Here is a 15,069-nt window from a genome sequence, read left to right on the forward strand (position 1 = left end):
TTCTCCTCCAACATTTTCATGAGTTTCAAGAGTCTTCTAACACACTATATTTGCAGATCACTCTACAATAAAACTACACTTTAAGTAACAAAAAGACCTATCCGAGTGGATAGGTCTTTACTTTCTTACAATTTACCTGCTACGGCATCCAAGAGTTCTTGGATTTTCGCTTGGTTGCTTCCTCCTGCCATGGCCATGTCTGGTTTACCACCACCACGTCCATCAACGATAGGAGCCAATTCTTTGATGACATTACCTGCGTGCACATCTTTTGTCTTGCTGGCTACAAGGACATTCACCTTGTCACCGATGGCTGCGACTAGAACAAGCACATCAGAGTAATCTTTTTGTTTCCAGTTATCTGCAAAGGTACGAAGGGCGCCTGCATCTGATACAGAAACTTGACTAGCAATGTAACGGTGTCCGTTTACTTCTTGAACATTCTTGAAGACATCGCCTGCTGCCGCTGCTGCTGCTTTTTCCTTCAATTCTGCATTTTCTTTTTGCAATTGACGGAGTTGTTCTTGAAGGCTTTCCACCTTGTGAGGTACTTCTTTGAGTTGAGGTGCTTTCAAGGTTGCTGCGACTGCTTTCAGAGCATCTTCTTGTTCACGGTAAGCTTCGAAGGCTTCTTTACCAGTTACTGCCAAGATACGACGAGTTCCTGATCCGATCCCTTCTTCTTTGACAATCTTGAAGAGACCGATTTCAGAAGTATTGCCAACGTGGGTACCACCACAGAGTTCCACTGAGTAGTCACCAATGGTCACAACGCGGACTTCTTTACCGTATTTCTCACCAAAGAGGGCCATCGCTCCCATTTCTTTAGCTGTGTCAATATCAGTCTCAACTGTTTCCACTGCGATGGCTTCCCAAATCTTCTCATTAACTTCTTGCTCAATGGCACGCAATTCTTCAGGAGTTACAGCTTGGAAATGAGTGAAGTCAAATCGGAGGAATTCTACTTCATTAAGCGAACCTGCTTGAGTTGCATGGTGGCCAAGGATATTGTGAAGAGCTGCATGGAGCAAGTGAGTCGCTGTGTGGTTCTTCATCACACGATGACGACGGTTCGTATCGATAGCTAAAGTGTACTCTCGGTTCAAAGCAAATGGAGTATGAACTTCAACGGTATGAAGGGCTTGGCCATTTGGTGCTTTTTGAACGTCTGTTACAGTCGCTACGACATTTCCTGCAGCATCCAAGATTTGACCATGGTCAGCTACTTGTCCACCCATTTCAGCGTAGAATGGAGTTTCTGCAAAGATCAGTGATGCAGTTCCTTCTGAAACAGCTTCTACTTCCGCATTGTCTGCTACGATAGCCACTAATTTTGAAGGCAATTGACTTGCATTGTAGTTGAAGACACTTTCAACAGTAATGTTTTGAAGAGTCTCATTTTGCATCCCCATGGATCCGCCTTTAACAGCTGACGCACGCGCACGTTCTTGCTGCTCTTTCATGGCTGCTTCAAAACCTTCACGATCGACTGTCATACCCGCTTCTTCAGCGATTTCTTCAGTCAACTCCACTGGGAATCCATAAGTATCGTAGAGTTTAAAGACATCTTGCCCAGCGATAACCGTTTGGCCCTTTTCTTTCAAGTCTGCTACGATTGTTTCTGCAAAGTGTTGCCCTGAGTGAAGGGTACGGGCAAATGACTCTTCTTCGCTCTTAACGATTTTTTCAATAAAATCACGTTTTTCAAGGACTTCTGGGTAGTAGCTTTCCATGATTTTACCAACAGTTGGAACCAATTTGTAAAGGAAAGGCTCGTTGATGCCCAATTTTTGACCATGCATAGAAGCACGACGGAGGAGACGGCGGAGGACATAACCACGACCTTCATTTCCTGGAAGGGCACCATCACCGATAGCAAATGAAAGAGAACGGATATGGTCTGCAATAACCTTGAAGCTCATGTTATCGCCATCTTGGTCGTAGACCTTACCAGACAATTTTTCCACTTCACGAATGATTGGCATGAAGAGGTCCGTTTCAAAGTTTGTTTTAGCCCCTTGGATTACGGCTACCAAACGCTCTAAACCAGCTCCCGTATCAATGTTCTTGTGTGGCAATTCCTTGTACTCGCTACGAGGGACTGCTGGGTCAGCGTTAAATTGTGACAAGACGATATTCCAGATTTCGATGTAACGATCGTTTTCGATATCTTCGGCAAGAAGGCGAATACCGATATTTTCTGGGTCAAAGGCTTCCCCACGGTCAAAGAAAATTTCTGTATCAGGTCCAGAAGGTCCCGCACCGATTTCCCAGAAGTTGTCCTCGATTGGGATCAAGTGACTTGGATCCACTCCTACTTCAATCCAACGGTTGTAGGAATCTTTATCGTCTGGATAGTAAGTCATGTAAAGTTTTTCAGCTGGGAAGTCAAACCATTCAGGACTTGTCAAAAGTTCGTAAGCCCAAGTAATCGCTTCGTCACGGAAGTAATCCCCGATAGAGAAGTTCCCCAACATTTCAAACATAGTATGGTGACGGGCAGTCTTCCCTACGTTTTCGATATCGTTGGTACGGATAGCCTTTTGCGCATTGGTAATACGTGGATTTTCAGGGATAATAGTCCCATCAAAGTACTTCTTAAGGGTTGCAACCCCTGAGTTGATCCACAAAAGGGTTGGATCGTTTACTGGAACCAAACTAACAGATGGTTCTACTGAGTGACCTTTGGTCGCCCAGAAATCAAGCCACATTTGGCGGACTTGTGCACTAGATAATTGTTTCATATGTATCTCCTTTTTACTAATTTGATTGGCTTTCTAGCATTTCAACATAGTCGATAGCGACACAGAGGGAAATGACTAGGTCTGCATAAGATTCATCATAGACTGTCACGGTATAAGTAGAAGTTAAATGGAAAAGTTCCTTAGCAATCTCTGCAATCACTTGATCACGATCATCGAGGAGTTTAAAGTTTAAATCCCAGATATTTCCTTCAATACGAAGACCAAGATTGTCAAATTCATACTTATCCTTCCAGAAAGTCAACTTCTTACGGATATAAAAATTATCTCCGTTACTCAGTTGAATTTCAAAACGTGGTAGGAAAGTTAAGATTTCTTTGCTAATCTCACTGACCTGTTCACCCGCTACATCATAGATAGTAAAGGTCTTTGGAATCTGAAAAAATGAACCTTCAACCTGATAGGCGACATTGCCCATTTCATCTTTAATATCAAAGCGTTCACCACCTAGGCGAAATTTTTGTTTGACAAGAAATCTTCTCATAAGCACCTCCAAAAATAAAAGACAAATCCATATCACGAAGGGCGAAAAACCGCGGTACCACCTTCATTCAATGAACTTGTCATTCTTGATTCTTATGCAATTGTTATAACCGAGTAGCATGATTTTCAATCTTAGATGGCTCGCAGCACCGCCAATTCTCTGAACTAAGATAGGGAGAAAATCAATTCTCAACATTCCTATTATACTGTTTTTTAATGATTGAGTCAACCAGAAAAGCTGACAAAAAAACGAACCAGTTCTAACTGCTTCGTTTCGTGACTATCACTACTTCCTATACATCTTAAATTGTAGGAAGAGATCACTGTAGATTCCTGTCCATTTATGGTCAAATTTCTCATAAACTTCTAGGTGTTTCATGGTATCTGCATCTGGATAGAAGGACTTGTCTTCTTTTGTCTCCTCAGGAAGCATTTCCTTAGCAGCATTGTTTGGTGTTGAATAGCCAACATACTCTGCATTCTTGAGAGCATTTTCAGGCTTCAACATAAAGTTGATGAAGGCATAAGCCGCATCCTGGTTCTTAACTGTCTTAGGAATAACCATGTTATCAAACCAGAGGTTACTTGCTTCTGTCGGAACAACGTATTTGAGGTTTGGATTCTTTTCCAGCATCTGGCTAGCTTCTCCAGAGAAGGTCACCCCGATGGCAGCATTGTTCTGAATCATGTATCCCTTCATCTCATCGGCTACGATGGCCTTGATATTAGGAGTCAGCTCATACAGTTTATCAACCGTTTGTGATAGTTGCTCTGGGTCTTTTGAGTTGAGGCTATAGCCTAGTGAGTTAAGACCTAGACCAAGCACTTCACGCGCCCCATCAAAGAGCATGATAGAATCCTTGTATTCTGGTTTCCAGAGGTCGTCCCAATGCTCAGGTGCTTCTTCCACCATAGTTTCATTGTAGACAATTCCCAAAGTTCCCCAGAAATAAGGAATGGAGAATTTATTGCCTGGATCAAAAGACTGGTTGAGGAACTCAGGTCCGATGTTTTCAATTCCTTCAATTTTTGAATAATCAAGCGGAACCAAGAGGTCTTCGTCCTTCATCTTGTTGATCATGTACTCACTTGGGATGGCAATATCGTAGGTTGTTCCGCCTTGCTTGATCTTAGTGTACATGGCTTCGTTGGAGTCAAAGGTTTCGTACTGGACTTGGATTCCTGTTTCTTCCGTAAATTTCTCCAGAAGTTCAGGAGCGATATAGTCTCCCCAGTTGTAGATGACCAATTTTTGGCTGTCACGACTATTGATTTTACTATCTAGATGATGGGCAATCCCCCACAAGACAAGGATAATCGCTAAAATTCCTGCTAAAAATGAATAGAGTCGTTTCATGCTTGCTCCTCCTTATCACGTGAAATGAAGTAATAGCCTACAACCAGGATAATACTAAAGAGAAAGACCAAGGCTGAAAGGGCATTGATTTCAAGCGAAATCCCTTTACGAGCTCGAGAGTAGATCTCGACTGATAGGGTTGAAAAACCATTCCCCGTTACAAAGAAGGTCACGGCAAAGTCATCCAGCGAGTAGGTAAAGGCCATAAAGTAACCTGCGATGATAGACGGCGTTAAGTAAGGGAGCATAATTTCCTTAAACATTTGGAACTGACTAGCCCCAAGGTCATAGGCCGCATGGATCATATCTCCATTCATCTCTTTCAATCGAGGCAAGACCATAAGCACTACGATTGGAATCGAGAAGGCCACGTGACTGGACAAAACTGTCAGAAAACCAAGTGAAAACTTGAGCTGTGTAAAGAGAATCAAGAAGCTGGCACCAATCATAACGTCTGGCGCAACCATTAAAATATTATTAAGAGATAGGAAGGCTTCTTGGTATTTTTTGCGTGATTGGTAGATGTAGATAGCCCCAAAAGTCCCAATCACTGTCGCAATCAAGGCTGATAGGAAGGCTAGTAAAAAGGTTTGGACTAAAATCAGCATGAGCCTTCCATCACCAAACATAGTCTCAAAGTGAGTCCAGCTAAAACCCGTAAAGCTGTTCATATCATCCCCTGCATTGAAGGCATATCCGATCAGGTAAAAGATTGGCAAATAAAGGACGATAAAGACAAAGGCTAGGTAAAGATTTGATATTTTTTTCATCGTTCTCTCCTTTCCTTGGTCACCCACATGGTAATGAACATGGTCAGGATGAGGATCACACCAATGGTTGAACCCATACCGTAGTTATCATTTGTCAGGAAGTTCTGCTCAATGGCCGTCCCCAAAGTAATCACTCGGTTACCCCCAATCAAACGTGTCAGCATGAAGAGGCTCAAGCTAGGGATAAAGACGGATTGAACACCACTTCGCACACCATTCATCGATAGAGGGAAGATGACATGGCGGAAGGTTTCCCACTTGGTCGCACCGAGGTCATAGCTAGCATTGATTAGATTATTGTCCATATCATCCAAGACATTGAAGATTGGCAAAATCATAAAGGGAAGCTCAATGTAACTTGCAACAAAGATAAAGGAGAAATCTGTAAAGAGCAACTGTTGCGAACCGATTCCGATGAATTCCAAGAATTGGTTAATGGAGCCATTTTGACCAAAAATTCCGATAAAGGCATAGGCCTTAAGGAGTAGGTTGATCCAGGTTGGCAGGATAATCAACATGAGCCAGAGTTGACGGTGCTTGAGACGAGTCAAAAAGAGGGCTGTCGGATAGCTGATGAAAAGCGTCACCATAGTCACAATCCCTGCATAGAGCACAGAGTTGAAGCTCATTTTAAGGTAGGTCAGGTTTTGAGACGCAAAGTAGGATTTATAGTTTTCTAAACTAAACTGCCCTTCAATGTTGAAAAAGGATTGTCCAAAAATCAAGACCAAGGGTGCGAGGACAAAGAGGGCTATCCAAAGCATGTAGGGCACTACAAAGAGTTTAGAGGTTGTTTTCTTCATCTCTTTCCTCCTCGATCGCGTTAATCAGACCTGCTTCTTGCTCTTCGATTTCTACGTATTCTTCGATACGAGCATCGAACTCTTCTTCGGTTTCGTTGAGACGCATGATGTGGATGTCTTCTGGTTCAAATTCCAGACCGATTTCCTCACCAACGATGGCCTTACGAGTCGAGTGGATCATCCATTCATTGCCAAGTTCGTCATAGGCGATAATCTCATAGTGAACCCCACGGAAGAGCTGCGTATCGACCTTAACTTGAAGTTTTCCTTCTTCTGGAAGGGTAATGCGTAAGTCCTCTGGACGAATGACAACTTCGACCGGTTCATTTGGCTTCATCCCACCATCGACCGCTTCAAAATGTTTGCCATTGAACTCAACCAAGTAGTCCTCAATCATGGTTCCTGGCAAGATATTTGATTCACCGATAAAGGTGGCTACAAAGTGGTTAATGGGCTCATCATAGATATCCACAGGTGTTCCTGACTGGACAATCTCGCCATCATTCATGACAAAAATCCAGTCACTCATGGCCAGGGCTTCCTCCTGATCATGGGTAACAAAAACAAAGGTAATGCCCAAGCGTTGTTGCAATTCACGTAGCTCGTACTGCATGTCTGTACGCAACTTCAAGTCAAGGGCTGACAAAGGTTCATCCAAGAGTACTACACGAGGTTGGTTGATGATTGCACGCGCAATAGCTACACGCTGACGTTGTCCTCCAGAGAGTTTGCGGATAGAACGTTTTTCATAGCCTTCAAGCTGTACCATCTTGAGAACTTCTAAGACACGTTGTTCGATTTCTTTTTTATCGACCTTACGTAATCGTAATGGAAAGGCAACATTTTCAAACACATTCATATGTGGAAACAAGGCATAAGATTGGAAGACCGTGTGAACATCACGTTTGTTGGTCGGGATGTCATTGATACGAACACCGTCTAGCAAAATATCACCCGTCGTTGCGTCTAGCAAACCTGCAATGATATTTAGGATGGTTGATTTTCCTGAACCAGAAGCTCCTAGCAGTGTATAAAATTTTCCTTCTTCCAACTCAAAGTTAATATCCTTGAGAACCATAGTGTCACTATCTTCAAAAACTTTAGAAACGTTTCTGAATTCGATAATTGGTTTTTTCAATTCCTCTAAATTCCTTTTTCTTCGTAAATTAACAGATTGGGACCTTGTTAGTATGCTAGAAACAAGTGTCGGAAATAAAACGTCCTAAACCCTATCTAGCAATAAAATCCCAATCTTTTAATGCTATGTAAAAATAATGTTATTCGTGGTCACCCAAGATACGAACTTCTCGCTCAAGGGTAACACCAGAATGTTCTCTAACTTTTTCAATGACAGACTCAATTAAGTCTTCATAATCTCTAGCAGTTCCATCAGCTACATTAATCATAAAGCCTGCATGTTTTTCTGAGACTTCGACACCACCGATACGGTAGCCCTTCAAACCAGCTTCTGAAATCAATTGTCCTGCAAAATACCCGACTGGACGTTTAAAGACAGAACCACATGATGGATATTCCAAAGGTTGTTTAAGTTCTCGAAGGTGGGTCAAGCGATCCATTTCTTGTTTGATTGTTTCATAATTCCCAGGAGAAAGTGAGAATTTAGCTGATAAGACAACAGCCCCAGAATCTTGAATAGCTGAATGACGGTAACCAAAGGCTAAATCTTTGACTGATAAAGTCTCGATTTCACCTTCCTTTGTCAAGACCTGACAGGATTGCAGGATATGCGCAATCTCACCACCATAGGCACCAGCATTCATAAATACAGCGCCACCGACACTTCCAGGAATCCCGCATGCAAACTCAAATCCAGTCAAACTATGGCGAAGAGCAATGCGAGTTGTTTCAATCAAGTTAGCTCCTGCTTCTGCTTCAATGGTATAACCATCAACCGAAACATTGTTGAGCTTGTCACACATAATGACAAAACCACGAACTCCACCTTCTCGGACGATAATATTACTGGCATTTCCGAGAACCATCCATGGGATATTTTCTTGATTCGCAAACTTAACCACACGGGCCATCTCATAATGATTACGAGGAAAAGCTAAGTAATCTGCCTTTCCTCCGACTTTGGTATAGGCATAAGTTTTCAATGGCTCATCGAATCGAATATCAATTCCATCTAAGTTTTCTTTTAATTTTTCTAATACAGTCATCTTTCTTATCCTTTTATAAAATTCATTCCATTATACCATTTTTAGCGACTTTTTTCGATGATTATGTAGCCTTTTTCAAATGGCCATACAAAAAGAGGCTAAGCCTCTTTGACACTATTGTTTTTTGCAAAAGATTGTTTTTGTTAAGAAGATAAATCCTACAACTTCCACTGCTAACAATCCTTCAACAAGAAGCGGATTTGAAATCCAACCAACCTGTGATAGACTCGGAGCCAAATCAAAGAAGGCATGTAAACCATAAGCAGTTGCTAGATAAATCCAATTCTTTTGACGAACTGCCTGATAAACCCAGAAAGAGAGACCGATTTGCATAACCAGAGCAAGCACGCGCTCAACACCTAGTAAATAAACCTGCCATCCAGATAGAGATTGAACTGTTTCAAGTGTATTTTGGGGAAGGATATTTGCCAAATCTGGATTTGAAGACTCTAATAATGAAAAGAGGATCAAAAGACTAATCAAGCTTCCCATTCCGAGGTAGAGCAATTCCAAGCCACCATGACCAAGTCCATAGGCAAGGGCATCCGCGTCTTCCAAGTTTCTCTTCTTCTCTAACCATTTAAAGAAGACAAGGCGAGCCGTTTCTTCAAAGAAAGCTGCCATAGCGATTCCATAAAGGACATATAGAAAAGGATGCTCCTGCATAAGCGAAATGGTTCCATCTTTTTGTGGGTGAAGAACGATAAGGTGAACAATCTTCTCTAAGACTTGAGAGGAGACAAAGAATGCAACTGCTCCAAGTCCTAAAACTGAAAGGTTAATCTTGTACTTCTTTTTTGCATACCAAATGGCTGCTATGAGAAATACGAATAAAGCAATCATTGTGATTATTACATGAATTTTCATACTTGTCTCCTTTTATTCTGCCTGATCGATATCTTTTTTCATCTCATCAACATTAAACTTAGCAAAGAGGTACTGACGGTCCTGGACAGGAAAACGTTGATCCAGTTGATCAACCGCTCCAACCTCTATGATTCCTTCCTTGATGACAAAATCCATAACATGGCCACCAAAGGTTAGGTCATCTGAGATAAAGTGTAAATGATAACCGGCAACACTGACCCCATGAAAAATCTCTGGTGTCCAGAAACCAACGATAGTTCCTATTACATTTTCAGCTCTATATTCAGGCTGATGAGTCGCGACCTCAGCAAATTTCGTTTCGCTTGTCGATTTTGGAATCATGCGAACATGCATGTGTTTAAAATCACCATGAATTTTAATCGAACGGAAAAGATTTTCCCCATCATAGTAGGATTCAATTCGTTTTTCTAGTTCCTTATCAGTCATCTCAAAACGCTGACGGAAAATAACTTCTGCTTGGTGGGGGACAACTGCCGCATAAGGAATCAGTGCGTCTGGAGAAACTTCTACGATTTCAGGCTTCTCCCCTGAACCTTTAGCTTGATAGGCTTTCCCATCTAAGACAATCAATTCTCCATCAATAGAGTCCAAGGTTCCTAGTCCTAAATCCCCATGTTCAAGCAACTCACCAACGGTCATGGTCCCACCGTATAGTCCAGCCATCAAGGCCCCCAAGGTATTGTATTGGAATAATTTAACTGGTTCTTGCACCTTTATCATCTCACTCTTCTTTGAATTTTTACTTACTAAGTATATCACATTTCTTTTTAGAATTGAACGTTGAATATCCTTTTAATACTCAATGAAAATCAAAGAGCAAACTAGGAAACTAGCCGCAGGTTTCTCAAAACACTGTTTTGAGGTTGTGGATAGAACTGACGTAGTCAGCTCAAAACACTGTTTTGAGGTTGTGGATAGAACTGACGTAGTCAGTATCCTACATATACGGCAAGGTGAAGCTGACGCAGTTTGAAGAGATTTTCGAAGAGTATAACATTGCCAAACGTCTAAAAAAAGGGTACAATATAACAAAATCAAGAGAGGTCTGGAATGAAGCAAGAAAGCAAGTACGAACAAGTTGTTCACTATCTAAAAGCAGAGATAGAATCAGGAAAACTTCAAACAGGAAGTCGTCTACCTTCTATCCGTAAACTCAGTCAAGACTTCCACTGCAGTAAAGATACGGTGCAGCGTGCACTTTTGGAACTCCGGTACGAGAAATACATATACTCCAAACCTCAAAGTGGCTATTATGTTCTAGAACAACAAGCAAGCCACGAAGACCTCGTTATCTCGGTCAATGACGAACACGCCGCTGCCTACGATGACTTTCGTCTTTGTGTAAATGAAAGCTTGATTGGTCGAGAAAACTATCTCTACAACTATTATGAACACCAAGAGGGTTTAGAAGAATTACGAAAGTCTGTTCAGAAACTCCTTTTTGAGCAAGCTATCTATAGCAAACCCGACCAATTAGTCATGACAACTGGAACCCAGCAAGCACTTTTTATTCTTTCTCAGATTGATTTTCCAGGTAAGGGACAAGAAATACTGGTCGAACAACCGACCTATCACCGAATGAATCAGCTTCTGCTAGCTCAAAACTTTCCCTATCAAACCATTGAACGTCGGGTGGATGGCATTGACCTGAAAGAACTTGAGGAACACTTTAAAAATGGAAACATTAAGTTTTTCTATACCATTCCACGCTTCCACTATCCTCTGGGACATTCTTATTCTGAAGAGGAGAAACGTGCTATCCTTGATTTAGCAGCCAAATATCAAATTTATATCGTTGAAGATGATTATCTGGGGGATCTAGATCCTAAAATGGGACAAACCTTTCATTATTTGGACCAACATGATTTGGTTATCTACATTAAGTCTTTTTCAACCAGTATATTTCCCGCACTTCGAATCACTGCTCTCATACTTCCAAATGTTCTTAAAGATGCTTTTGTCGCCTATAAAAATATTCTGGACTATGATAACAACCTCATTATGCAAAAGGCTTTATCACTCTATATTGATAGTCAACTCTTTGAAAAAAATAGAGTAGCAAGATTGACTCTACAAGAGAAAAGTCAGGAACAGATTCAGAAACTTTTAAAAGCTTATCCCATTTCCCTACCGATCTATCCGCTTCATGACGGTGTCTTGCTTGACCTTAGGAACTATCCTAAAATCGCTAGTCTCAAACACAGTCCTTTAAAACTCGACTTTTTTGCATCATCCTACATAGGGACTTGTCCCTATCACTTTGCAAAAATTCCTTTTGAAAATCTTGAAGAAACATTAAACTACTTAAAAACAGAGAGTGGGACAGAAATCGGTCATTCGTTAGAATTCGATTTCGTCGCCCCACCTCCGCACAGTTGAGTAATACTCAATGAAAATCAAAGAGCAAACTAGGAAGCTAGCCGCAAGCTGTACTTGAGTACGGTAAGGGGACGCTGACGTGGTTTGAAGAGATTTTCGAAGAGTATAAGTCTGTAAAAGCTGATGAAATCAGCGTAATAGAGCCCACTCAACCACTGAGTCTTGCTCGATAATCCAAAGACAATTGAGAGGCTAGGACTTTTGTCCCAGCCTCGTTATTTTTTATTGTTCAACTTCTGTTAGCTTAGCAGCCTTTTCAAGATAAGTTTGATAAGTGCCGTCATCTTTAAGTTTTTGGATGACCTTATCAACTACTTCCTTCAAGTCAGAATTTCCTTTCTTGATAGCTACTGCATTTTCTTCACCCTCTTTCATGGTTAAGCTGACTGTAGCAACAGCCAAATCAGAGTTTTTAGTTGCATAACTTAGGGCTACTGGCTCGTCCATATGAACAGCATCAACTTTACCTGATTGAAGCTCATTAACTGCTTCTCCCATGTTGGTCAATGAAGTCAACTGTGCTTTTGGAAGTTGCTCTTTAACCATTGATTCTGGAACAGTTCCTTTTTGAGCAGCGATATTTGTGCTTGCTAGAGAATCCAAATCCTTGTATTTTTCAAGATCAGATTTTCTAATTAGAAAGCTAATTTTGTTTTCATAGTAAGGAATTGAAAAATCAAAAACTTCTTTTCTTTCTTCAGTGGCACTGATTCCCGCAATAGCCAAATCTGCTTTCCCTGTTTGAAGACTGGTCAAGACATTATCAAAACTCATGCTTGAAATTTCCAATTTCACTCCAAGTTCATCAGCGATTGCTTGTGCCATGTCAATATCAGCACCTACAACTTGGTTTTTGCCATCCACTAAAGCTTGAAACTCAAATGGTGCATAGTCAGGACTAGTTGCGACCACTAATTTCCCTTTTTGTTTGATAGCCTCTACTGCAGACTGTGAGCTTGAGCTAGACGATTGACATGCTACTAAAAAGAAGCTTGCAAGAAAACTACATAAGACAAATATCCATTTTTTAAATTTCATAAATAAACAACCTCTCTGTCAATTTTGTATAATTATAACTCAGCGAACTGTATTTGTCAAGAGAGGGCTTAATATTTATTTGTTTTTTCATTTTTTGTATCTAAAAAGGAGCTTTTATTCATTATTTAGCTCCTTTTTATGTATATTTAATCAATTTTACAATTCAACAATCTTACCTGTTTCAAAGTAAACAACCCATTCACAGATATTCTTTGCATAGTCACCGATGCGTTCCAAATAAGAAATAACTTGGAAATAATCACGACCTGTTATGATGGCCTCAGGATGTTTCTTGATTTCTTCTGTAGCCAAATCACGAATGCTATCAAAGTAATGATTGATTTTTTCATCCAGAGCTGCTACTTCGTAGGCTTGATCCACAGAACCATTCAAATAAAGTTCTAAAGCAGCTTCAACAAAGTTTTTTACTTCGCGACCCATTTTTTTAATTTCTTCCTCGACTGCAGGGATGCGTTGCTCACCCTTCATACGAATAGTTGCCTTTGCGATAGAAACTGCATGGTCTCCCATACGTTCTAAGTCTGACACAGCTTTTAGAACTGTTAATACTGTACGTAAATCTTGCGAAACTGGCTGTTGTAGCGCAATCATTTCAAATGATTTCTTTTCAAGTTTTACTTCGTATTCGTTTACTTCTGCATCTTCCTCGATGACTTCTTTAGCCATATCACGGTCATGCGTTACAAAAGCACGTACGGTACGATTGATTTGGGAAAGAACTTCTTGTCCCATAGCATAAAACTGATTATGCAATTTCTCTAAATCTTCTTCAAATTGAGATCGTAACATCTTCTCACTCCTTATCCAAATTTACCTGAAATGTAGTCCTCTGTTTCCTTATGTTGCGGATAGAGGAACATTTCCTTGGTATCGTTAAATTCAATCAAATCTCCATTGAGGAAAAATCCTGTCTTATCAGAGATTCGAGATGCTTGCTGCATAGAACGAGTGACCAAGAGCATAGTGTACTTGTCTTTTAGACCATACAAGGTTTCCTCAATCTTCCCAGCAGAAATAGGGTCCAAGGCTGAAGTTGGTTCATCCAAGAGGATAATTTTAGGGCTAGTTGCCAATACACGTGCTACACAAACACGTTGTTGTTGACCACCTGAAAGACCAATAGCAGAATCATGCAAGCGATCCTTGACCTCATCCCAGATTGAAGCACGCTGTAAAGCTTTCTCCACAGCTTCATCCAAGACCTGCTTGTCTTTTTCTCCATTGATACGGAGACCGTAGACGACATTTTCATAGATAGACATGGGGAAAGGATTGGGTTGTTGGAAAACCATTCCGATTTCCTTACGTAATTCAACCGTATCGGTACGAGGACTATAGATGTTGTGACCATTATAGACGACTGATCCAGTTGTCGTCACTTCAGGATTAAGGTCACCCATTCGATTGATAGCCTTTAGAAGTGTTGATTTTCCAGATCCAGACGGACCGATAAGAGCTGTAATTTCCTTAGGTTGGAAGGATAAGGAAACACTATTCAAAGCCTTCTTTTTGTTGTAATAGACTGACAGGTCTGAAACCTGTAAAATCGGTTCTGTCATACTGTTCCCTTTCTAACCAAAATGTCCAGTTACATAGTCATTGGTAGACTGTAGCTTAGCATTTTGGAAAATATTTGACGTTTTATCGTACTCAATTAGATCACCCAAGTAGAAGAAGCCTGTGTAGTCACTCGCACGCGCAGCCTGTTGCATACTGTGGGTAACGATAATGATGGTAAAATCCTTCTTCAATTCCAACATGGTTTCTTCCAGCTGGGCTGTCGCAATTGGATCCAAGGCTGACGCTGGCTCATCCATCAAGAGGATATCTGGCTTGACAGAGATGGCGCGAGCGATACAGAGACGTTGTTGCTGACCACCAGAAAGCATCAAGGCTGACTTGTGTAAATCATCTTTGACCTGGTCCCAGAGGGCAGCTTGACGTAGAGAGGTTTCTACAATTTCATCAAGAACCTTCTTGTCCTTAACGCCTGCACGTTCATGTGCAAAGGTGATGTTGCGGTAGATTGACTTGGCAAATGGATTTGGACGCTGGAAAACCATTCCGATATGTTTACGCATTTCATAGACATTGATTTCAGGACGATTGACGTCAATTCCTTGGTAGAGAATTTGTCCTGTAACCTTTGCAATATCAATAGTATCATTCATACGGTTGAGACTGCGTAGGTAGGTTGATTTCCCAGAACCTGATGGGCCAATCAAGGCAGTAATTTTATTTTTTTCGAATTGCATATCCACGCCCTTGATGGATTCATTCTTACCGTAGTAAACATGTAAATCCTTCGTAGAGAGGGCCACTTTTTCTTCTGGAAAAGTAATGATATGCCTTTCATCCCAATTATATTTTGACATGGCTTCTCCT

Annotated in this window: 14 protein-coding genes; 1 reads left to right on the forward strand and 13 read right to left on the reverse strand. The window is 41.0% G+C overall.

The window, feature by feature from the left end; all coding sequences use genetic code 11:
- Nucleotides 1–125 precede the first annotated feature (125 nt).
- The 9 genes from alaS to budA all read right to left on the reverse strand — a co-directional run bounded on the left by alaS (nucleotide 126) and on the right by budA (nucleotide 9,966).
- Nucleotides 126–2,744, reverse strand: coding sequence for an alanine--tRNA ligase (gene alaS, locus NGI26_RS05285; protein WP_251937050.1), 2,619 nt, complete (start codon nucleotides 2,742–2,744; stop codon nucleotides 126–128).
- Between the two features lie 16 nt (nucleotides 2,745–2,760).
- Nucleotides 2,761–3,246, reverse strand: a complete 486-nt coding sequence (locus tag NGI26_RS05290) for an LURP-one-related/scramblase family protein (protein WP_251937053.1) — start codon at nucleotides 3,244–3,246, stop codon at nucleotides 2,761–2,763.
- Between the two features lie 285 nt (nucleotides 3,247–3,531).
- Nucleotides 3,532–4,602: an ABC transporter substrate-binding protein gene (locus NGI26_RS05295; RefSeq protein WP_251937056.1), complete on the reverse strand. Its 1,071-nt coding sequence runs from the start codon at nucleotides 4,600–4,602 to the stop codon at nucleotides 3,532–3,534.
- The gene (locus tag NGI26_RS05300) at nucleotides 4,599–5,372 is read right to left on the reverse strand and encodes an ABC transporter permease (RefSeq protein ID WP_251937059.1); all 774 of its coding nucleotides are present in this window, start codon (nucleotides 5,370–5,372) and stop codon (nucleotides 4,599–4,601) included. Before NGI26_RS05300 ends, NGI26_RS05295 begins: the two co-directional genes overlap by 4 nt.
- Complete coding sequence (locus tag NGI26_RS05305) at nucleotides 5,369–6,175, reverse strand: ABC transporter permease (protein WP_000754118.1); 807 nt, start codon at nucleotides 6,173–6,175, stop codon at nucleotides 5,369–5,371. Before NGI26_RS05305 ends, NGI26_RS05300 begins: the two co-directional genes overlap by 4 nt.
- Entirely contained in the window at nucleotides 6,156–7,313 is a 1,158-nt protein-coding gene (locus NGI26_RS05310; RefSeq protein ID WP_251937062.1) for an ABC transporter ATP-binding protein, read from the reverse strand. Before NGI26_RS05310 ends, NGI26_RS05305 begins: the two co-directional genes overlap by 20 nt.
- Nucleotides 7,314–7,452: 139 nt before the next feature.
- Entirely contained in the window at nucleotides 7,453–8,358 is a 906-nt protein-coding gene (murB, locus tag NGI26_RS05315; protein WP_251937079.1) for a UDP-N-acetylmuramate dehydrogenase, read from the reverse strand.
- A 114-nt stretch (nucleotides 8,359–8,472) separates the two neighbouring features.
- Complete coding sequence (locus NGI26_RS05320; RefSeq protein WP_251937083.1) at nucleotides 8,473–9,225, reverse strand: YhfC family intramembrane metalloprotease; 753 nt, start codon at nucleotides 9,223–9,225, stop codon at nucleotides 8,473–8,475.
- Nucleotides 9,226–9,237: 12 nt separating this feature from the next.
- On the reverse strand, nucleotides 9,238–9,966 hold the full coding sequence (gene budA, locus NGI26_RS05325) for an acetolactate decarboxylase (protein ID WP_251937086.1): 729 nt from the start codon (nucleotides 9,964–9,966) through the stop codon (nucleotides 9,238–9,240).
- A gap of 330 nt (nucleotides 9,967–10,296) precedes the next feature.
- Between budA and NGI26_RS05330 the strand changes: the two genes are divergently transcribed.
- A complete protein-coding gene (locus NGI26_RS05330) occupies nucleotides 10,297–11,625 on the forward strand; it encodes an aminotransferase-like domain-containing protein (RefSeq protein ID WP_251937089.1) in 1,329 nt (442 codons plus the stop codon).
- A gap of 222 nt (nucleotides 11,626–11,847) precedes the next feature.
- Here NGI26_RS05330 and NGI26_RS05335 read toward each other — a convergent pair whose 3' ends face one another.
- The 4 genes from NGI26_RS05335 to pstB (NGI26_RS05350) all read right to left on the reverse strand — a co-directional run bounded on the left by NGI26_RS05335 (nucleotide 11,848) and on the right by pstB (NGI26_RS05350) (nucleotide 15,059).
- Nucleotides 11,848–12,663 (reverse strand): ABC transporter substrate-binding protein, encoded by an 816-nt coding sequence (locus NGI26_RS05335; RefSeq protein ID WP_251937092.1) that lies wholly within the window; start codon nucleotides 12,661–12,663, stop codon nucleotides 11,848–11,850.
- Nucleotides 12,664–12,819: 156 nt separating this feature from the next.
- Nucleotides 12,820–13,473, reverse strand: a complete 654-nt coding sequence (gene phoU, locus NGI26_RS05340) for a phosphate signaling complex protein PhoU (protein ID WP_251937095.1) — start codon at nucleotides 13,471–13,473, stop codon at nucleotides 12,820–12,822.
- An 11-nt stretch (nucleotides 13,474–13,484) separates the two neighbouring features.
- On the reverse strand, nucleotides 13,485–14,243 hold the full coding sequence (gene pstB / locus NGI26_RS05345) for a phosphate ABC transporter ATP-binding protein PstB (protein ID WP_223338828.1): 759 nt from the start codon (nucleotides 14,241–14,243) through the stop codon (nucleotides 13,485–13,487).
- Nucleotides 14,244–14,255: 12 nt separating this feature from the next.
- Entirely contained in the window at nucleotides 14,256–15,059 is an 804-nt protein-coding gene (gene pstB, locus NGI26_RS05350; protein ID WP_004252558.1) for a phosphate ABC transporter ATP-binding protein PstB, read from the reverse strand.
- Nucleotides 15,060–15,069: the final 10 nt, after the last annotated feature.

This window comes from Streptococcus sp. Marseille-Q0941 (assembly GCF_943736975.1).
GTDB lineage: Bacteria > Bacillota > Bacilli > Lactobacillales > Streptococcaceae > Streptococcus.

What these genes read in the sequence shown, in the direction of transcription:
- alaS (WP_251937050.1), bottom strand. Translation starts at nt 2,744, where the DNA reads ATGAAACAATTATCTAGTGCACAAGTCCGCCAAATGTGGCTTGATTTC.
- NGI26_RS05290 (WP_251937053.1), bottom strand. Translation starts at nt 3,246, where the DNA reads ATGAGAAGATTTCTTGTCAAACAAAAATTTCGCCTAGGTGGTGAACGC.
- NGI26_RS05295 (WP_251937056.1), bottom strand. Translation starts at nt 4,602, where the DNA reads ATGAAACGACTCTATTCATTTTTAGCAGGAATTTTAGCGATTATCCTT.
- NGI26_RS05300 (WP_251937059.1), bottom strand. Translation starts at nt 5,372, where the DNA reads ATGAAAAAAATATCAAATCTTTACCTAGCCTTTGTCTTTATCGTCCTT.
- NGI26_RS05305 (WP_000754118.1), bottom strand. Translation starts at nt 6,175, where the DNA reads ATGAAGAAAACAACCTCTAAACTCTTTGTAGTGCCCTACATGCTTTGG.
- murB (WP_251937079.1), bottom strand. Translation starts at nt 8,358, where the DNA reads ATGACTGTATTAGAAAAATTAAAAGAAAACTTAGATGGAATTGATATT.
- NGI26_RS05320 (WP_251937083.1), bottom strand. Translation starts at nt 9,225, where the DNA reads ATGAAAATTCATGTAATAATCACAATGATTGCTTTATTCGTATTTCTC.
- budA (WP_251937086.1), bottom strand. Translation starts at nt 9,966, where the DNA reads ATGATAAAGGTGCAAGAACCAGTTAAATTATTCCAATACAATACCTTG.
- NGI26_RS05330 (WP_251937089.1), top strand. Translation starts at nt 10,297, where the DNA reads ATGAAGCAAGAAAGCAAGTACGAACAAGTTGTTCACTATCTAAAAGCA.
- NGI26_RS05335 (WP_251937092.1), bottom strand. Translation starts at nt 12,663, where the DNA reads ATGAAATTTAAAAAATGGATATTTGTCTTATGTAGTTTTCTTGCAAGC.
- phoU (WP_251937095.1), bottom strand. Translation starts at nt 13,473, where the DNA reads ATGTTACGATCTCAATTTGAAGAAGATTTAGAGAAATTGCATAATCAG.
- pstB (WP_223338828.1), bottom strand. Translation starts at nt 14,243, where the DNA reads ATGACAGAACCGATTTTACAGGTTTCAGACCTGTCAGTCTATTACAAC.
- pstB (WP_004252558.1), bottom strand. Translation starts at nt 15,059, where the DNA reads ATGTCAAAATATAATTGGGATGAAAGGCATATCATTACTTTTCCAGAA.